Below are 19,028 nucleotides of genomic sequence, written 5' to 3' on the forward strand. Positions count from 1 at the left end.
GGCGTCAGCTCTTGCTTCGTCGACAACGCAATGAGCAATATTTCACCTCCTCCCAGTTGGCCTGCCACTTTTTACGCCAAGTAAAAGGACGTTGGCAGGCTTCACAGGATTTTTGCGGAAGATCCTGCTTTTTCAGGGTTTTGTTTTTGTGATTTTTCAATGCGAGAGAGGCTAGCCGTAAACTGTCTTTTTACGGCTCTTGTCAGAGGGGGATCAACACTGCATTGGCTGATAACCCGGCAGTGACTCAATGCGCATACACCAGGCTTGAATGGCAGGATAGCGGGCCAGATCGAATCCACCTTCGTGCGCTCTATGTGTATAAGCATACAAAGCGATATCGGCGATGCTGGGATAATCACCACAGAGATAGGGACTGTCCAATAACTGCGATTGCATTAAACTGAGCGCTTTATGTCCACCGGCCTGCTTGTGGGCATACTCTTCCTTGCGACTATCAGGTAACCCCAGATAAAGTTGAATAAAGCGTGCCACCGCGATGTAAGGCTCGTGACTGTATTGCTCAAAGAAAAGCCACTGCATCACCTTGGCTTGTGAGCGCAGCTCCTGAGGAAAATAGATACTGTCTCTTCCCAGGTAATACAAAATGGCATTGGATTCAGCCAGATAGCTGCCATCATCAAGACCTAAAACCGGTATTTTGCCGTTGGGATTTTTGGCTAAGAACTCATGCTCCCGGTTTTCCCGATTGAGAATATCCACAGATTGGAAATGATAGTCCCGTGCCAACAAAGCCAGCATCAACTGCACTTTGTAACAATTCCCCGAGCGTAAGTCGCCATAGAGCGTAAGCATCAACGTCTCCCTTAGATGAAGAAGGCGACATTATCGTCGCCCTTTTCTTTTTACTTACCTTTTTCCGCAGCCTGCCATTTGCCGTTTTTGTACCACGCACTCCAACCGGTGGCTTTGCCCTCGGCATTTTCGGTCATCACATATTGCTGCTTGGTCTTACGGCTAAATCGCACCAGGGCTCTATTTCCATCGGGGTCAGTCTTGGGCGCTTCAGCCAGGTAATGGAATTTTTCCGGCAACCTGTCCTTAAAGCGAGCTAATTCCTCAACCAACGGCGCTCGGGTTTCCCGCGATTTGGGGAAATTGTGGGCCGCCAGGAATATCCCTGATGCGCCGTCGCGCAATACAAAGTGAGCGTCGGACTTGCTACAGGGCAATTCCGGCAAGTCCACCGGATCTTCCTTGGGTGGCGCCACTTCACCATTTTTCAGTAATTTACGGGTGTTTTTGCAAGCCTCGTTAGTGCAACCGAAATACTTACCAAAGCGGCCGTTCTTGAGCTCCATATTAGCGCCACAACGATCACATTCAATCAATGGACCATCGTAGCCTTTGAGCTTAAACGTACCCTGTTCGACATAAGTGCCCTTACAAACCGGGTTATTACCACAAACATGCAGCTTACGACCTTCATCGATAAGATAACTGTCCATAGCCGTGCCGCATTCGTGGCAGCGACGCTTGGCACGAAGTGCTTCGGTTTCGGCTTCCTCGTCATCCAGCTTGATCACTTCTTCACCTGGCGTCAGGTTCATGGTGTGTGAACAGCGCTCATCGGCTGGCAACGCATAACCAGAACACCCCAGGAAAACACCTGTACTGGCAGTGCGCAGCATCATAGGGCGACCACACTTGGTGCACTTGATATCGGTCGGCACAGCCTCGTTAGCGCGCATCCCTCCGTCTTCAGTGGGCTTCTCCGCCTTCAACAGCTTCTGATAAAAATCACCGTAAAAATCATTTAAGACCTTCTTCCAATGCAGTTTACCTTCGGCAATTTCATCCAGGTGCTGCTCCATATTGGCGGTGAAGTCATAGCTGATAAGATCATCAAAGTTTTCCATCAGCCTGTCGTTGACAATTTCACCCATTTTTTCGGCGTAGAAACGACGGTTTTCCAGGCGCACATAGCCCCGGTCCTGAATGGTGGAAATAATGCTGGCATAGGTAGAGGGTCGACCAATACTGCGCTTTTCCAACTCTTTTACCAATGAGGCTTCACTGTAACGGGCTGGTGGCTTGGTAAAATGCTGCTTGGGATCCAGCGCCTTAAGATTGAGGATTTCACCCTCTTTAACTTCAGGCAGAGTCAGTTCCTCTTCGTCTTTCTTGCGTACCTGGGTTTGAACCCGAGTCCAACCGTCAAACTTAAGCACCCTGCCCTTGGCGGTGAGTTCATAATCCCCTGCACCAACGCGGATAGTCGTGGCGTCATACTGGGCGTTGGTCATCTGGCAAGCCACAAATTGACGCCAGATAAGCTCATACAGGCGCTGTGCATCACGCTCCATATCGCTCAGACTGTCCGCTTTGATAAGCACATTGGACGGGCGTATGGCTTCGTGCGCCTCTTGCGCTCCCTGCTTACTGCCATAGACGTTGGGGCTGGATGGCAGATATTTTTCACCGAATTGCTTGCCGATGTAGTCACGACAGGCCGAGACCGCTTCTCCGCTTAGATTAGTAGAGTCCGTACGCATATAGGTGATATGCCCGGCTTCATACAGGCGCTGGGCCATCATCATGGTTTTCTTTACCCCAAAACCAAGACGGGTACTGGCGGCTTGCTGCAAGGTCGAAGTAATAAACGGCGCTGACGGCTTGCTTTGGGTCGGCTTGGACTCGCGGCTAAGTACCTGGTACTTTGCCTTTTCTAATTCACTGACGGCAGCTTCTGTCTGTGCTCTGTTCGCCGGCTTAAAGGCTTTTTCAAGGTGCTTAACCACCTGCATGCGCAGGCCTTGCTTATCCTGTTTGGTCAGATCCGCATGCACATCCCAGAATTCTTCGGGTACAAAGGCTTTTATTTCGCGTTCCCGCTCAACAACCAGACGCACCGCAACCGACTGCACCCGCCCTGCAGAGAGTCCCCTGGCGATTTTCTTCCACAGCAAGGGCGAGACCATAAAGCCCACCACCCGGTCTAGGAAACGCCTGGCCTGCTGCGCATTCACCCGATCAATATTGACTTCACCTGGCTCGGAGAACGCTTCCTGAATGGCTTTTTTGGTAATTTCGTTAAAGACTACCCGCTTGAAGGTCTTTTTGTTGTCGTCAATCAACTCTTTGAGGTGCCAGGCAATGGCTTCCCCTTCTCTATCCAAGTCCGTTGCCAGATAGACAGTATCGGCACTTTTGGCGAGCTTTTTCAGCTCGTTGACCACCTTCTCTTTACCGGTCAGCACTTCATAGTGCGCATCCCAGCCCTTTTGTGGATCGACGCCCATTCGGTCTACCAGCTTTAAGTACTCGTAGTGGCGCAGATACTCTTCGCGCTTGGCATCGGAGAGGGTTTTAAGTTCTTTGGATGATTTTTTTGCTGGCACTTTGCCCAATGCTTTGGTGGGTAGATCGCGGATGTGCCCGACGCTGGACTTTACAATAAAGTCATTGCCTAAATATTTATTGATGGTCTTGGCCTTTGCGGGGGACTCAACGATGACCAGGGACTTTGCCATATGCTTGTATGCTCTCTTTTTTCATCTATCGCCGCCACTGCGACGGATGCTTTTCTTTTTATGCGTTTCTGTTCGTGTTCGTATGCGGCACGGATTTTTTAAGATATATCGACAAAAAACAAGGAAAACAAGGACTAGAAGACCAATTAATAGATGTTGGCTGTCATGATCCTGGTGCGCTGTGGCAGCCGCCCTGCGATTTTTTTATTACCGACTTTGCGGCAGAGCATAGCCACGGCGGCCCTGACTTACCAGTGTTAATTTCCCCTGACATCTCCTTTTGAGATAGTAAAAAGGGTAAAAAACAACAATTTTTTAAAATATTTTTAATGCTGTTTTATGCCTCAAAATACCACTTATGTCCTTGTTTTACATGGAATTTGAACAATACTTATGCGGGATAACAGATTGAATATTCAATGGCTGAAATACGACGTGCTGTTTTGACCCGTTACACATTTGGCAGGGGTATTTAAAGCCGTATAATGGCGCTCACCTGCATGGGTTTTCCTCCTCCATGAGATGCAACCTAGTGGCGGTACATCCCTCACCTTACAGAAGAATACGAGGACATCATGAAAGAGTTTGAAGTCAATTTTGACGGCTTGGTGGGACCTACCCATAACTACGCCGGCCTGTCTTATGGCAACGTTGCCTCTTTGAGCAACGCCAAAGCAAGTAGTAGCCCCAAGCAAGCAGCCAAGCAGGGACTGATGAAAATGAAAGCCCTGAGCGATATGGGCATGCTACAAGGTGTGTTGGCACCTCAAGAGCGTCCCGATGTAATGACCCTGCGTCGCCTTGGTTTTACCGGTTCCGATGCACAGGTGCTTGAAAAGGCCGCCAAACAAGCTCCTATGGTTTTTCAGGCGTGCTGCTCCGCATCCAGCATGTGGACTGCCAATGCCGCCACAGTGTCTCCCAGCGCCGATACCGCCGATGGAAAAGTACATTTCACCCCAGCCAACCTGACGAATAAATTTCACCGCTCCCTGGAGCCGGAAGTGACAGGCCGTATCTTAAAGGCCACTTTCAGTAACGAGCGCCACTTTCATCATCACCAGCATCTGCCGGACAACGAGCACTTTGGCGATGAAGGTGCGGCTAACCACACCCGTCTTTGCAGCAACTATGGTCATGCTGGTGTTGAATTGTTCGTGTATGGCCGTTATGCCTTCGATACCAGCAAACCTGCGCCAAAGAAATACCCGGCAAGGCAGACGCTGGAAGCCTGCCAAGCCATTGCCCGCTTACATGGCTTGAGTGAAGAGGGAGTGGTCTATATTCAACAAAACCCTGACGTGATTGACCAGGGAGTATTCCACAACGATGTGATTTCCGTGGGCAACCAGAATGTGCTCTTCTATCATGAGCAGGCCTTCTACAACACCCAGGCCTCGCTGGACGAAATCCGTCGCAAGTATGGTGAAGGCGATCTGCATTTTGTGATGGTGCCTACCGCCGAAGTCTCCGTAGCCGATGCGGTAAAGACCTATCTCTTCAATACCCAGATCATTACCCTTCCCGGTGGTGAAATGGCGATCATTGCCCCCACTGAATGCCAGGAAAGCCCTGCCGTTTCCGCCTATTTGGACAAGCTGGTGATCTTAGGCTCCCCCATCAAACAGGTTCATTACTTCGATGTGAAACAGAGTATGCGTAATGGCGGTGGTCCTGCTTGTCTGCGTCTGCGCGTAGCCTTAAATGATCAGGAAGTAGATGCAGTTAATCCCAATACGCTGATGAACGACAACCTGTTTAAACGTTTGAATCAGTGGGTCGACAAGCACTATCGTGAAGAGCTCAAGGTGGATGAGTTACGCGACCCGCAATTGCTGCAAGAGTCCCGCGATGCGCTGGATGAATTGACGCAGATTCTGAAGCTTGGTTCGGTCTACCCTTTCCAGCGTTAAGCGTAAAAGGTCATAAAAAAGAAGCCCGGCATTTGCCGGGCTTTTCTTTTAAAGGAACGCCTTCTCCATCAATCTGTATCAAAACAGCTAGCAGATTGACCGAATGGGTTTCTTGGTGGCGCAGAGTCTTCATTACCAACATCCTCTGCAGAAATTACCAAGGTGAATTTCTGGCTTTCTGAAGACTCGGTTCCCGCAGAACTGGCAAATACAGATATAAGTACTTCAGTCCAGGGGGCGAATGCACGAGGATATCTGTACTCAAGCATAGCCTGGCCGTTGCTGTCAGTAGTGCCAGTATTCCCTGAGCCATTGGCAAAGCTCACAGTACCGATAATACCAGGCGTTAAACTGTTGTCCCCATTGGTATCTTCCCCGGCGTCTTCACGGCCGTTGTCATTGATATCTTCATTGGCACAATACGCGGTAGGAATCGCATCCCATCGGTCAAATGTTGGATTCCATTCCCAGTAGCCCTTTCTGAATTGTCCACCCTGACTATATTTGACAGGCACGACAGATGCGGTGAGGTTGAGATTGGCGACCGGGCTACCGTTAGATGAACTAACAAAAACAGCAAACTCTTTCACATAGCTTGCGTTGTCTGGTGTCAGTACAATGTTTCCGGTACCAAGAGTGATATCGAACGCCCTGTTTCCCACAGTTAGGTTTGTTGTACCAAAAACCAATTCATCCTCTGCCATAAATGCGGTAATGACGATATTCTCGTTACTAGATACGGCATTAGAAGTAAACACTGTACTCGCAATACCACGACTATCTGTTGTGCTAGAGTTCGGAGACACGAACCCACCGCTAACATCTTCAACTCTGAAGTTTACTTGTTTGCCTTTCACCAAGTTCCCTTGTGCATCGCGAACCACTGCTGTAATGGTCGCTGTTTGGCCATCTGGTCCTATTGAATCAGGAGTAGCATCCACCGTGACGCTATGAGGCGTGGTGGCGACAAACTCAATTTGGCCACTGGTGCTGACGACATTTCCACTATTGTCTGTACCTTGAGCAGATAACGCAGCAATACCAGCACTGGTTGAACGGATAGAAGCTCTGGCCTGCCCGTTTGCGTAGGTCGTTACCGTTAATGGAGTGAATAATCCACGGGATGAAGTGAAGGTAACCTGACCATTGGCATAAGGTTGCCCTTGCTTTAGCCATGTAGTAACAACATCGAAGTCAGTATTTATCGGTACCTCTGTAGGCGTTCCTACAGCAATATTGCTGAATCTAAAATCATCTTCTTGTACGTTAATTGTGAAGCTATTTTGGGCATTAAGCGCACTGGCGCTAATACTGTCTTCTCCTGAAGCAGAAGAGGTATACTTAACAGTAACCTGCCCATTAGCCGCCGTTACAGGGGCTGTATTGCTCAGAGTTCCGTTTTGAACTATCAAATTAACGGTGCGATTGCCAATCCCCTTTCCGTCTGAATCTACTAATGTAATAGTCACATCCTCACTGGCTCCTACAATAATTGAAGAAGGACCATTGATGCGGATATTGGTTCCAGTAACCTGAATAGGGAGCACTTGAGTTAACCCACCGGCGCTTACAGTTACTGTAATCTCCCTGTTGGTGGGTTCATTCAGGGTTGTGAGGTAATTGCGAGCAGTACCATCTGCTCCAGTAACCACAGTCGCATTGCGAAGCTGACCAGAAGAGGCAGTAAAACGAACCTCTACACCTTCTATTAATGCATTAGCACTATTCTGAGCCAACACTATCAACTCAACCTCATCAGAACCTGAGGAAGGTAGCTGTGTTGTGTTTGCAAAAGCAGACAACTTGGCGATTTCGACTGTTGATTGGTTACCATCCCCAGCTGAAGTAAGATTTAAGGTAAAATCATTGCTGGTCGCGGTGCGGGCGACAATACTAAAGCCACCGGCAGTTTCAGCGGCTTGGAGCTGGATCGAGGCCACACCTTCATTATTGGTAGTGGCGGTACCACTGGCCGGACTGAAAGCGGCAAAGCCGGCTGCTGGCATCTCAAAAGTCACCAATTCGCCCGCTATCGTGCCGCTACCGTTACTAACGGTAGCTCTTATAGTCCAGGGATTGGTTGCACTTAAGGTAGCCGAATTGGGGTCAACCGACTGACCATTTGAATCCACTACTGAGAAGCTAATCGTTACCGTTGTGGAGGTACCAGTGTCACCGTCCCGGCTTAGTGTGCCACCACCTCCACAGGCTATCAGTACCGTACTTAGCAGACTGATAAATAGGGCTTTAAGGGCTAACTTCATTCTTTTCTCCCTGATCGGATGATTTTCTTGTATAAAAGCTCGCTACTTCAATTTTCAGCCTGTCGGCTGCGCTTTCACCTGAATATTGTTAGGCTACACAACATAAAAATAACGAAAAGGTACATTTATGGCCAAAACCGTCCACAAATTCAGCCTCACTGCCAGAATATTTATTGGCATGGTGGCTGGGATCCTGACTGGAACGCTTCTGAAAGCACTGTTTGATGATAGCGGAGATTTCACCGTTAGTGTATTTGGACTAACCCTATCAACGTATAGTTTTCTAGTCGATGGTATATTTCATATCGTCGGTAAAATCTTTATCGCCAGTTTACAGATGTTGGTAGTTCCGCTGGTGTTTGTGTCCTTGGTATTAGGTACCTGCACCCTCAGCGAACCAAGCAAACTGGGACGTTTAGGCGGAAAGTCACTGCTGTTATATCTGTCTACCACCGCCCTGGCCATTACCCTAGCCGTTACTTTTGCCCTTATTGTCAATCCTGGTGAAGGTATTCAAATGGATACGGACGCCACCTTCAGTGCCAATCAGGCACCCTCTTTTGCCGAAGTCATCGTCAATATGTTTCCCACTAACCCGATTAACGCCATGGCCGAGGGGAACATGCTGCAAATTATTGTATTTGCGCTACTTTTCGGCATTGCCATGGCGATGTCCGGTGATGCAGGAAAGCGTCTTGGGGAGATGTTCGAGGATTTAAACAAAGTAATCATGCGTTTGGTCACCATTTTAATGAACCTGGCACCCTGGGGCGTGTTCGCGCTGATGGCAAAGCTCTTCTCTACCATGGGCTTCGATACCTTCGCAGGTTTGCTCAAGTACTTCTTCCTGGTGCTGTTTGTACTAGGCCTGCATGCTTTTGTGTCCTACCCGTTGTTGCTAAAACTGCTGACGGGGCTGAATCCGATCATTCTCATTCGGAAAATGCGAGACACCGCCCTGTTCGCCTTTAGTACCTCCAGCAGCAGCGCCACCATGCCGGTTACCTTGGAAACAGCCCGCAATAAACTCGGTGTTAAGAACTCGGTTTCTTCTTTTGTGATCCCGCTTGGCGCCACCATCAATATGGATGGCACTGCGATTATGCAGGGGGTTGCCACCGTCTTTATCGCTCAGGTGTTCGGTGTTGACCTGACACTTTCCGATTATTTAATGGTGATTATCACTGCCACCCTGGCATCCGTCGGTACCGCAGGGGTCCCTGGCGTGGGGCTGATTATGCTGGCCATGGTATTACAACAGGTTAATCTGCCAGTGGAAGGGATTGCCCTGATTATTGGGGTAGACAGATTGCTGGATATGACACGCACCGCCGTCAACGTCACCGGCGATTGTACCGTGGCCTGTATTGTTGGTAAGTCTGAGGGTGAATTGGATATTGATGTCTACAATGATCCGGAAGCAGGAAGTAAACAAGAAACGGTAGACTTTGATCACTTCGACAAAAACAAACCGCTTTCCTAGACTAATGCAAAGATAAAAAACCCGCCTTGATGGCGGGTTTTGTTTTTCAAAGGCCAGGTTGATTGGCCTTTTGCCATAAACGCGAAATGATTGAATCCACGCTAATACTGGCTGCTTTACCCAGCTTTTCCATCAGGTTTTTGTGTTGACTATATTTTACCTGATACACCTTCATATTCTGGTTGGCTTCCAGCAAGTAGTCGTCAGAGGTGCTCAGTGCATCTACCAGATTTAACTCCTTAGCCTTGATACCATACCAGTATTCACCGGTGGCGACTTTATCAAGGTCCAACTGTTCGCGGTGTTCTTTTACAAAGTCTTTGAACAGCACATGCACTTCTTCAAGCTCTTCACGAAACTTCTGTCTGCCGGCTTCATTGTTTTCACCGAAAACCGTCAACGTACGCTTGAACTGACCGGCTGTATGCTGCTCCCAGTCCACATCATGTTTCTTCAGTAGCTTATTAAAGTTTGGTAACTGGGCAATCACCCCGATGGAGCCAATGATGGCAAACTTAGCCGCAATCAAATTATCTGCCACACAAGCCATCATATAGCCGCCGCTGGCAGCGACTTTATCAACAGCAACGGTAAGCTTTATACCTTTATCCTTAATGCGCTGAAGCTGAGAGGCCGCCAACCCATAGCCATGGACCAAACCACCACCACTTTCTAAACGCACCAGCACTTGGTCCTCGGGTTTCGCAATGCATAAAATGGCGGTCACTTCCTCACGTAAGCACTCCACCTCTTTAGCATCCATCGAGCCTTTAAAATCAATCACAAACAAGCTCGGCTTATGCTCAGCAGGTGCATTTTTCTGCTTTTTCTCGGCCTTTTGCTTTTGTTTTCCCTCTTTTTCCAGCGCTTTCCATTCTTCTTTACTCAGGATCATATGGTTGGCGTGGTGAGTCATATCATCCAAGCGCTGGGACAAATTGTTGATTTCCAACTCACCTTTGTTTTGCTTTTGTTTACTGGCTAGTGCTATTACGCCTCCAACCGCCAATAGCAGTGCGATGACCAAGGTGGCCGCCTTTGCCAGAAAGAGTCCATATTCGTATAAAAATTCCAATTCCGTTACTCCGGTGTAGAAAAGGGTTAGATTGTAGAGATGGGGACGATACCAGAAAAAATAAAGCCAGGCATAAGCCTGGCTTTATCAATCTAAGGTTTGTTGCTTACTGGGCAACGACCGTGGTATCGGTCACCTGAATAACCGTACCTTGGGTAGCCATGTATGTCGCCACCTGGCGTTGCATTTCAGCAGTAGCTTTGGCACTGGCCGCTGGGCTCAGAATAGAGCTATGAGAGCCTTCCAGGAAGCGCACCAAACCGCTAACTGTCTCGCCATTGCCTGCAATGGTCGAGTTAACACCTTCCAGCCCCATCAACGCAGCCAGCGGCTCTGTACCGGCCAGCGGCAAACTGGTGGTGTTAGGAATAACCTGGTCTGGCAGGTTAACGCCACCACCGTCACCAATAACTTCAATCATATGCACTGGCGTGTTAGAGCCAATCAGTGCTGCAAAGTTATTTGGGTCACTGGCATCGATTACGGTTTGTGCGGCGAAAGCGAAGCTGGAGAAGCCTGCATAAACGGCTGCTTTTTGCGCTGCTGTCAGATTAGCTTCAAATACAGGGTAAAAAGCAGCCAACAAGCCGCCGGTAACCTGGGTGATACCATTTGCGGCCATATACTGCTGTAGTGCTGCCTGGAAGTCTGCTGAAGAGCTGGCTAGCAGGCTACCCTTAATCAGCGGACCGAATGAAGGCGATTCAAGCAAGAAGCCGCCTACACCGCCGCCTGGCATGGCTAAGGTAGCCGCTTTAATCGCATACATGCCGTCGAAGTTAGCCAAATCGCCGCCCAAGGAGCGATTTGACATGGCAACCGCAGTAGTACCGGTAATGGCGCCCAAGGAGTGACCCAGGAAAGATACATTGCGGCCGTCCAGGTGCACTGTACCGCCAGTAGTGTCTACCACCGCGTTCAAGCCAAGACGCAGACCCATAATATCCACTACGCTTTGACGCAGGTTATCCCGGGCAGTCAAAAGACTCGCCAGGTTCAGGTAGTCTGTCGTTGCCCCCCCAAAACCACTGGAAGCGTTCACGACCTTACCACCTTCAAGCACAAAGCCACGGCTACCGTGCAGCGGGTGATCAATAGCAACAGTGGCAAAGCCGGCAAGCGACAAGGCGCCGGTGATAGCCAGCATGTCTTCTTTCTTAGACGTAATGCCGTGCTGCATAATGATAACTGGCCAACCAGAAGCAGGCTTGGAAATTGCCGGCAAGCCCAAGCTTGGGTTGATGAGATTGGCAATAGACGGGTTAGGTACCGTCATCTGCACATTCAGGGCCTGCATGCTCTTCGCTGCCGGGATAGGGCTAACCTTTGTCAGGTTGCGAGGATCATTAATATTGGTGCCATCTGGCTGAACAATACCGCTTAAATCCAAGTCAAACAGCTGGCCGCCGGATGCTGCTTGACAAAGCGCATTATTGGGACCGACGGCTCCTGCACCAATCAGAGCACCTACACGCTGGGCACCCAATGAACGCAGCATCGCTCCGTTGGTACAAGCGGCTTTCCACCAATCACCCAGTGGGTTGGTAGTGCTACCGTAATATGGCAGATTGATAGTACCGGATTTCAGGCTGGCCGCACAGAAAGCGCCTACCTGCTGGAATACCTGGGTAGCCGTTCCTCTGATGGTGGCATCAGGATTTTGAAGACCAGCCAGCAGGCCATTACAGGAATTCAGTCCCAATGCCCCCAGTTGAGCCCACAAATCAGCACCCAAGGCACTAGGCGCTATCAGACTGAACGCGTCGGGGGCAATGCCTTCACTTACTGGAATGGCTGGAAGGTACTCAGCGGCACTCTGTTGTGCCGTAGCAAGATCGGCGCCTTGCGCCAATGCAGCTGCAAAGGCCTGGGCAAATGGACCAATCTGCAACTGCTTAACGGTGGATAATACCGTACCGGCAGATTGCGTACTGAAATAGGCAGTGTAAGTAATATCGTCACGATTCAAGCCTTTGCCTGATAGCAAATCCAGGAAAATATCGACTACACCCTGCAACAGACGCTGTTCAGCTGAACCCAGAGGATGAGTTTCAGGATCCTGTTTGGCCAAATCCCATGTACTGGAACCCAACACCGCACGACCGTCAGCATCTTTCAGGCTGGTAGTAGTGGCTAGCACATAACCTTGCTTGGCCTTAAACGGTTTCAAAGGCACCACATTGATAGTACCGGTTACCGGGTCGGACATTTGAGTAACAAAGTCCACACCCCATTGCAATTCATTACCGATTACGCAAGGCACACCTGGCGCACCGACCTGTGCAGCAATCCCCTGACAGATAGGCTCTTGGCCTTCCAGTGCCTGTGTGGCTTCAAAAATACGCACCGCACCAGGACCTGCAGAACTAGGATCCAAGGTCACTCCAGATGGCACAGAGATTCGGATTTGGAAGGGATGATGAGTCGACCATCCGTCCAGCGCACTTAAGGCATGGGTCGGATTGGCTGGATTAAAGGTGGCGCTACCTTCGGTGTTTAATGTGAAGTCGAAGAAGCTCTTTCCCGTTGCCGGTAGCATTAACAGGTCATTGGGAACGTTGAGGTTACTTGTGGTGGGATCGAAGACAACGCGAGCAAAGGGTTTGGCTGGCGCCTGACTGGCTTCGTCCTGAGCTTCCTGTAGGGTTTCGGTGTCCCCGCAACCGGACAGGCCAAGGGCTGCCGCCACGGTCATACTGACTAAGAGTTTTCTCATTATATCTCCCCAAATCCTGTTCTTGTTATTGTTCCACCGCTCCAACCCGCCATCAGCGGTTGGCAATGTAAATTGGTTTATCTGTGTTCAAACCGGTGTACTGTTGTTATCCGACAACACGTATGACCAGTTAACGTTAATGCAATATTATGGACTTTGCTAGCCTTTTGCAAAGTTTTGTTAATTGGATGTAACACTCTAAAAAGCGGGAAGAAAAGCCGTTTAAGGAACGCGCCTAAATGTTAAACTCGCCCGCATCGTTAAGTATGGATTAAAAGTTGATGCAGCACTATTCTCCTGCCCCTGATACTCTGGCAAACAAAGTCATTTTAATCACCGGCGCTGGTGACGGTATTGGCAAGGCCACCGCCCTCTCCTTTGCCAAGCATGGCGCAACCGTTATTTTGCTTGGCCGCACAGTTAAAAAATTAGAATCCGTTTATGACCAAATCGTCGCAGCGGGTGGACCTGAACCGGCCATCGTGCCTTTGGACCTAAAAGGTGCCACGCCAACACACTATCAGCAATTGGCGCAAACCATTGACGAGCAATTTGGCAGACTGGACGGCTTGCTGCATAACGCCAGCTTACTGGGCTATTTGCGCCCCTTCAGCCAAATTGAAGGACAGGAATGGCAAGATATTATGCAGGTAAATCTCAATAGCCAATTCTACCTGACCCAGGCACTGTTGGGCGTATTGAAAAAAGCTCCCCATTCCTCGGTGATATTTACCTCCTCTGGCGTTGGTAGAAAAGGCCGTGCTTATTGGGGGGCCTATGCCATCTCCAAATTTGCCACCGAAGGCATGATGCAGACGCTGGCTGATGAGTATGCCAATACCACCATGCGGGTAAATTGTATTAATCCCGGAGCAACACGCACCGCCATGCGAGCAAAAGCTTACCCTGCTGAAGATGCAAACACACTGAAGACGCCTGAAGAGATTATGCCAACTTACCTGTACCTGATGTCAGATGACAGTATTGGCACCAATGGCCAAAGCCTGGATGCGCAACCTAAATAACTTCAAAACAACATTAAAAAGAAAGGCGCCGGTGAGGCGCCTTCTGACTTTTTGCTGACGGTTAGTCGTCCTGGCCGTCTATTTTAGCCCAGGTATCTCTGAGGCCAACAGTGCGGTCGAAGACCAATCTGTCGGTAATCTTCTTGTCCTTACAGAAATAGCCCAACCGCTCGAACTGCAACGCATATCCGGGTGTGGCGTTGACCAGACTTGGCTCAACAACGCCTTGCACAATCGTCAGAGACTCCGGATTGATGGCATCCAGGAAGTTCTCTTCGGCGGCCGGATTAGGCACGCGGAACAAGCGATCATACAGACGGATTTCCGCCGGTACACCGTGCGCCGCCGATACCCAGTGAATAACACCCTTGGCTTTACGGCCATCAGCCGGATCTTTACCCAGTGTGTCAGGATCGTAGGTCACATAGATAGTGGTGATGTTGCCTTCGGCGTCCTTTTCCACACGCTCGGCCTTAATAAAGTAGGCATTACGCAGGCGCACTTCTTTGCCCAAGACCAGACGTTTGAATTTCTTGTTCGCTTCTTCGCGGAAATCCTCGCGCTCAATCAGAATTTCACGGCTAAATGGCAATTCACGGCTCCCCATGGACTCATCACTTGGATGATTCGGGGCGCTGAGCATTTCCACCTTATCCGCCGGATAGTTTTCGATAACCACTTTGACCGGATCCAGCACTGCCATGGCACGGGCGGCATTCTGGTTAAGATCGTCACGGATACAGGCTTCAAGCATGCCCATCTCAACCATATTGTCCATTTTGGTCACACCGATACGCTTACAGAATTCGCGAATCGACGCCGGGGTATAACCGCGACGACGCAAGCCGGCAATGGTCGGCATACGCGGATCATCCCAGCCTTCTACATGCTTTTCTTCAACCAACTGGATCAGCTTACGCTTAGAGAGCACTGTATATTCCAGGTTAAGCCTGGAAAATTCATACTGACGTGGGTGGCAAGGAATACTGATATTGTCCAGCACCCAATCATATAAACGACGGTTATCCTGGAACTCCAGGGTACAAAGCGAATGGGTGATATTCTCAATGGCGTCCGAAATACAATGGGTAAAGTCATACATCGGGTAGACACACCACTTATCACCGGTCTGATGGTGATGAGCAAATTTGATGCGGTAGATCACCGGATCGCGCATACACATAAAAGGTGAGGTCATATCGATTTTGGCACGCAATACACAGTGCCCTTCCTGATATTCGCCGGCGGTCATCTTGGCAAAATGCTCCAAGTTTACTTGTACCGGTGTATCACGATAAGGACTGGGCTTACCCGGCTCTTTCAACGTACCGCGCATTTCACGCATGGCATCCTGCGTGGAGAAGTCCACATAGGCCAGCCCTTTCTCAATCAACTCCACCGCGTAGCCATGTAATTGATCAAAATAGTCGGAGGAATAGCGTACCTCGCCATCCCATTCAAAGCCCAACCAATGCACATCGTCTTTAATGGAGTTAACGTAGTCGATGTTCTCTTTTTCGGGGTTGGTATCGTCAAAGCGAAGATTACACTGTCCCTGATAATCCTGAGCCAGGCCAAAGTTAAGGCAAATAGACTTGGCGTGGCCAATATGCAGGTAGCCGTTAGGCTCTGGCGGGAAACGGGTATGCACACTTTCATGCACACCTTCGGCCAAATCCTTATCGATAATTTGACGAATAAAATTGGACGGACGCGTCTCTGTCTCGGCCATCAACACTAACCCCTGTGGTATAGAAACTAAAAGATGCGGCATTATAACAGCTTAAGCGCTGAAAACAGCAGGAAGTGATGGTTGTTCTGGCTGAAAAACAAGAGCCGGACTTCACTTCCGTAATTGAACAAAAGGTTGCCTTATGTGCGGACGATTAAATGTGATTGATGACCCCATGGTGCAGGAGATCTGTGACAACCTGGGCATCAAGCTTTGGCCCGCTGCGCGGATTTATGGTCGTTTTTTACGTCCCACTCAATCCATTTCCATCGTTCGTGAGCAGCACGGTGTAAGACAAATGAACAATGCCATCTGGTGGTTACTGCTGGAAGCCACCGACGACGGCTTTAAACCTTCTAAGTACACCAGCTTTAATACCCGAAGCGATAAACTCAATATCAAAAGAAGTGCAGGCTATCAAGCCTATCGGCAAAGCCGCTGCGTGGTGCCGGTCACAGGATTTGGTGAAACCTTATCAATGCCGGGTCAAGCGCCCCGCTACACCGATATGACAGGTAAAGATGGCGGATTGTTACTAGGTGGATTATGCCGCAGCTGGCACCACCCTAAGTTAGCTGAGCCGGTGCTCTCCTGCTCTATTATCACCCTGCCCCCACATCCCAAATTGATGCATATTCATAGCAAAGCCATGCCGCTTATTCTGCCCCAGGATCAAGGATTACTAGATAGTTGGTTAAGTGAGGAAGTGACTGATATTGAAAACTTTTCGCCTTTGCTTGCGCCGCACATTCCGCAGGACCTTATCACACAAGAAATCGATAAGCCTAGTACTTACAATGCCTTAAGCGACCCCGGTTTTATTGAGAAAGACTAATCTCTGGTGGTGATAGCGACGCCATCCTCCACCCCTTCACTGGGGTAGAGCACAATCTCTTCCCCCTCACTAAGGCCATCCAAAATCTGCGCGGTTTTATCTGTCATATGCCCGACCTCAACCCCACGTTTTTGTGCCTCACCATTTTTAGCTACAAATAAGGTCCACTGTTTTTTATCCCGGAAAAGCGCCGTTAAGGGGACTTGCAAAACGGCATCTTGCTGCCACAGGACCACCCGCACATCCACCTGATAACCATGACCTAAATGCTGCCAAAGGTCATAGTCGCTGGTGATATCCAGCACCACATTCACGCGCTGCTCTTCAATACCCAACGCCGAAATTTTGGTAAAACCGAAGGGCTCTACCCGTTTGACCCTGGCCTCTAAGCGTCCTTCACCGCCCCAGTTTTCGATATAGGCAGTTTGCCCGGCGCGCACTTTGACGGCATCCACAGATAGTAGGTCCACCACTATTTCCAATTGTGCCGGATTACCAATTTCCACCAGTCCTTCTCCAGCGCGGACGAAACCTTCTGACTCACGGAATACCCTCAGTACCCGGCCATCCACAGGCGAGGTCACAAAAATACAGTCACATTGTACCCTGGCGGCTAGCTGTTCCTGGGGGGACATTAATTGTGCCTTGGCCCTGGCCAGTTCAAATCGTCTTACCTGCATCGCTGCTTCTGCCACCGACAGCGCGGCTTTGGCACCTTTGTAAGCGCTGGTGCTGGCCTCAAGTTCTCGCTCTGATACGGTACCGACCTTTGAAAGCTCAGTGGCCCGTTGCCATTCCGAGCGAGCAAACTCCAAATCAGCTTCGGCCTTTTTAAGCTGTGCCTCGGCTAACGACTCTGCTGCTTCAGCCGCATTTAGCTGCGCTTGGGCTTGGGCGCGGCTGCGTGGATCAAGTAGTTCAGCCTCTACTGGTTCAAGCTCTGCTAACAGGGTTTGTCCGGCCACCACCGTATCACCTGGCTCAGTCTCGATACGACGCAGGCGTCCATTTACCGGCGCCGAGACCACAAACACGTCCTTTACCCGGGTTTCTCCTTCATCACCAACAGTCAGCTGCATAGGAGCAATCTCTACCGTAACGATATCAACGGCCACAGAGGCAGGTCTGAATACCAATATCAGCGATATCAGCACCGCCAATCCCAAAAAGCCCCATAAAAGCCAAAGGCTGTTATTTGATTTCATTTTTCTCTACTCACGGGTTTTCAACACGGCCACCAGATCCAGCTGATCCACTCGCCGCTTAATTAAATAGGCACAGACAAAACAAGCCAAAAGCATCACTAACACGGAAAGGCCGTAAGTGCTTGGTTGGATGACAATGGGTAACCTGATCAATTCAGTCTGAAATCCGCTGGCGTTGACAAAAAAATGGGTCAGCAAAAAGCCAAATAAGCAACCCAGTGGCAGCGCTGGCAGCAACAACAAAAAGGTTTCGCCAAACAAGATATAAAGCGCATCGTGCCGGGAAAATCCCAGGACTCTTAAGGTGGCAAGTTCCCTGGCCCGCTCTGACAATGAAATCCGCGCCGCGTTATAGGCCACCCCAAAACCCAGGGAAAAGGAAAAAGCAGTAAAGAAGCCGACGAAGATCATCAACATATTGGCAACAGTCTCATGAAAGTTGGCCAGGGCTACGGCATGCAGGGAAAGATTGGACACTGCGGGTGTATCTTTTAACCTGTCGATTAGCTCGTCTTGCCGGGCCTTATCAATCAACAAGCTGATATATTCAGTGACCGGACGCTCAGCCATCAGTTTGTTCAGGCTATCAATATTCATGTAGGCGAACATGCCGATATAGCCATCAAAAACTGCCGCCACCTGGACGCTGGCCTTTGGCCGCTTTCCTTCCAGTACGCTTAACTGGATTTCATCTCCTTCGCGTACTTTAAGCTTTTCTGCCAGTTTGCGACTGACAATAATGCCGTGTTCAGGTAAGGACAACAGACCGCGTTTCACATCAAATATACGGGTAAGCTGCGCACCTCTTTCAATGCCCTGCAACGAACCTCGGTGACGATGATGCCTGGACTCAAAGTCGGCTGACACTATACGCATGGTTTCTGCCAGCATGACACCCGGCATTCTTCGCACTTCATGCAAAACATTGCTGGGTTTGGGCTCAATAAACCCCATAGCGATATGCGCGCGCTGCAATTGGCCAAAATGACTGGCGGCGATTTCATCCACCGCATCAAAAAACTGCAGGGAAAAAACCATCATCGCCACAGCGCCTGCAAAACCCAGTGTGGTCAGTAAGGCTCGCAAAGGCCAGCGTGAAATTTGGCGAAAGATAATACGGGTCGGTTCGTCCAATCCTCGCCCCACTTTTTTGAACCAGCCATTACTGATCTGCACCAGTAAAAGTGGACACCGGTTAAGCTGCTAGTTTTTTCTCATAGTTTTCCGGGCTCAGGTAGCCCAGAGCACTGTGCCTTCTTTGCCGGTTGTAATCAACTTCAATGTAC

The 19,028-nt window shown here is 49.7% G+C and carries 14 protein-coding genes; 4 read left to right on the forward strand and 10 right to left on the reverse strand.

The features are described from left to right. Window positions 1-4 precede the first annotated feature (4 nt). From P2G88_RS17055 to topA, 3 genes are all read right to left on the reverse strand, one after another. Complete coding sequence (locus P2G88_RS17055; protein WP_275798198.1) at window positions 5-136, reverse strand: DUF2256 domain-containing protein; 132 nt, start codon at window positions 134-136, stop codon at window positions 5-7. Between the two features lie 77 nt (window positions 137-213). After that, a complete protein-coding gene (locus tag P2G88_RS17060) occupies window positions 214-816 on the reverse strand; it encodes a glutathione S-transferase family protein (protein WP_275798168.1) in 603 nt (200 codons plus the stop codon). Window positions 817-866: 50 nt separating this feature from the next. Continuing rightward, window positions 867-3,494 carry a type I DNA topoisomerase gene (topA, locus tag P2G88_RS17065; RefSeq protein ID WP_275798170.1) on the reverse strand — a complete coding sequence of 876 codons (2,628 nt, stop codon included), beginning with the start codon at window positions 3,492-3,494 and terminating at the stop codon, window positions 867-869. A 575-nt stretch (window positions 3,495-4,069) separates the two neighbouring features. On the opposite strand from topA, the gene astB reads away from it, so the two are divergent. Further along, window positions 4,070-5,407 carry an N-succinylarginine dihydrolase gene (astB, locus tag P2G88_RS17070; RefSeq protein WP_275798172.1) on the forward strand — a complete coding sequence of 446 codons (1,338 nt, stop codon included), beginning with the start codon at window positions 4,070-4,072 and terminating at the stop codon, window positions 5,405-5,407. A 68-nt stretch (window positions 5,408-5,475) separates the two neighbouring features. On the opposite strand, the gene P2G88_RS17075 is transcribed toward astB, so the two are convergent. Further along, the gene (locus P2G88_RS17075) at window positions 5,476-7,671 is read right to left on the reverse strand and encodes an Ig-like domain-containing protein (RefSeq protein WP_275798174.1); all 2,196 of its coding nucleotides are present in this window, start codon (window positions 7,669-7,671) and stop codon (window positions 5,476-5,478) included. Window positions 7,672-7,798: 127 nt separating this feature from the next. Between P2G88_RS17075 and P2G88_RS17080 the strand changes: the two genes are divergently transcribed. After that, window positions 7,799-9,154, forward strand: a complete 1,356-nt coding sequence (locus P2G88_RS17080) for a dicarboxylate/amino acid:cation symporter (protein WP_275798176.1) — start codon at window positions 7,799-7,801, stop codon at window positions 9,152-9,154. 46 nt (window positions 9,155-9,200) lie between these two features. On the opposite strand, the gene sohB is transcribed toward P2G88_RS17080, so the two are convergent. Then, window positions 9,201-10,229 carry a protease SohB gene (gene sohB / locus P2G88_RS17085; RefSeq protein WP_275798178.1) on the reverse strand — a complete coding sequence of 343 codons (1,029 nt, stop codon included), beginning with the start codon at window positions 10,227-10,229 and terminating at the stop codon, window positions 9,201-9,203. A gap of 106 nt (window positions 10,230-10,335) precedes the next feature. Further along, window positions 10,336-12,945: a VolA/Pla-1 family phospholipase gene (locus P2G88_RS17090; RefSeq protein ID WP_275798181.1), complete on the reverse strand. Its 2,610-nt coding sequence runs from the start codon at window positions 12,943-12,945 to the stop codon at window positions 10,336-10,338. Window positions 12,946-13,226: 281 nt separating this feature from the next. Here P2G88_RS17090 and P2G88_RS17095 point away from each other — a divergent pair, with 281 nt between their 5' ends. Continuing rightward, a complete protein-coding gene (locus P2G88_RS17095) occupies window positions 13,227-13,970 on the forward strand; it encodes a YciK family oxidoreductase (RefSeq protein ID WP_275798183.1) in 744 nt (247 codons plus the stop codon). 61 nt (window positions 13,971-14,031) lie between these two features. On the opposite strand, the gene glnS is transcribed toward P2G88_RS17095, so the two are convergent. After that, the gene (glnS, locus tag P2G88_RS17100; RefSeq protein ID WP_275798185.1) at window positions 14,032-15,702 is read right to left on the reverse strand and encodes a glutamine--tRNA ligase; all 1,671 of its coding nucleotides are present in this window, start codon (window positions 15,700-15,702) and stop codon (window positions 14,032-14,034) included. A 142-nt stretch (window positions 15,703-15,844) separates the two neighbouring features. Between glnS and P2G88_RS17105 the strand changes: the two genes are divergently transcribed. Continuing rightward, window positions 15,845-16,537, forward strand: a complete 693-nt coding sequence (locus P2G88_RS17105) for an SOS response-associated peptidase family protein (protein WP_275798187.1) — start codon at window positions 15,845-15,847, stop codon at window positions 16,535-16,537. On the opposite strand, the gene P2G88_RS17110 is transcribed toward P2G88_RS17105, so the two are convergent. The 3 genes from P2G88_RS17110 to P2G88_RS19450 form a co-directional block, all read right to left on the reverse strand. Continuing rightward, the gene (locus P2G88_RS17110) at window positions 16,534-17,742 is read right to left on the reverse strand and encodes an HlyD family efflux transporter periplasmic adaptor subunit (RefSeq protein ID WP_275798188.1); all 1,209 of its coding nucleotides are present in this window, start codon (window positions 17,740-17,742) and stop codon (window positions 16,534-16,536) included. The two genes, P2G88_RS17105 and P2G88_RS17110, sit on opposite strands and share 4 nt — an antisense overlap. A gap of 6 nt (window positions 17,743-17,748) precedes the next feature. After that, complete coding sequence (locus P2G88_RS17115; protein WP_275798190.1) at window positions 17,749-18,876, reverse strand: FtsX-like permease family protein; 1,128 nt, start codon at window positions 18,874-18,876, stop codon at window positions 17,749-17,751. A gap of 61 nt (window positions 18,877-18,937) precedes the next feature. Beyond that, a partial coding sequence (locus P2G88_RS19450; protein WP_345798877.1) for an IS3 family transposase occupies window positions 18,938-19,028 on the reverse strand: 91 nt, incomplete at its 5' end.

Source organism: Aliiglaciecola sp. CAU 1673 (assembly GCF_029223185.1).
Taxonomy (GTDB): Bacteria; Pseudomonadota; Gammaproteobacteria; order Enterobacterales; family Alteromonadaceae; genus Bowmanella.

What these genes read in the sequence shown, in the direction of transcription:
- P2G88_RS17105 (WP_275798187.1), top strand. Translation starts at nt 15,845, where the DNA reads ATGTGCGGACGATTAAATGTGATTGATGACCCCATGGTGCAGGAGATC.
- P2G88_RS17060 (WP_275798168.1), bottom strand. Translation starts at nt 816, where the DNA reads ATGCTTACGCTCTATGGCGACTTACGCTCGGGGAATTGTTACAAAGTG.
- glnS (WP_275798185.1), bottom strand. Translation starts at nt 15,702, where the DNA reads ATGGCCGAGACAGAGACGCGTCCGTCCAATTTTATTCGTCAAATTATC.
- P2G88_RS17080 (WP_275798176.1), top strand. Translation starts at nt 7,799, where the DNA reads ATGGCCAAAACCGTCCACAAATTCAGCCTCACTGCCAGAATATTTATT.
- P2G88_RS17075 (WP_275798174.1), bottom strand. Translation starts at nt 7,671, where the DNA reads ATGAAGTTAGCCCTTAAAGCCCTATTTATCAGTCTGCTAAGTACGGTA.
- P2G88_RS17110 (WP_275798188.1), bottom strand. Translation starts at nt 17,742, where the DNA reads ATGAAATCAAATAACAGCCTTTGGCTTTTATGGGGCTTTTTGGGATTG.
- astB (WP_275798172.1), top strand. Translation starts at nt 4,070, where the DNA reads ATGAAAGAGTTTGAAGTCAATTTTGACGGCTTGGTGGGACCTACCCAT.
- P2G88_RS17090 (WP_275798181.1), bottom strand. Translation starts at nt 12,945, where the DNA reads ATGAGAAAACTCTTAGTCAGTATGACCGTGGCGGCAGCCCTTGGCCTG.
- topA (WP_275798170.1), bottom strand. Translation starts at nt 3,494, where the DNA reads ATGGCAAAGTCCCTGGTCATCGTTGAGTCCCCCGCAAAGGCCAAGACC.
- P2G88_RS17095 (WP_275798183.1), top strand. Translation starts at nt 13,227, where the DNA reads ATGCAGCACTATTCTCCTGCCCCTGATACTCTGGCAAACAAAGTCATT.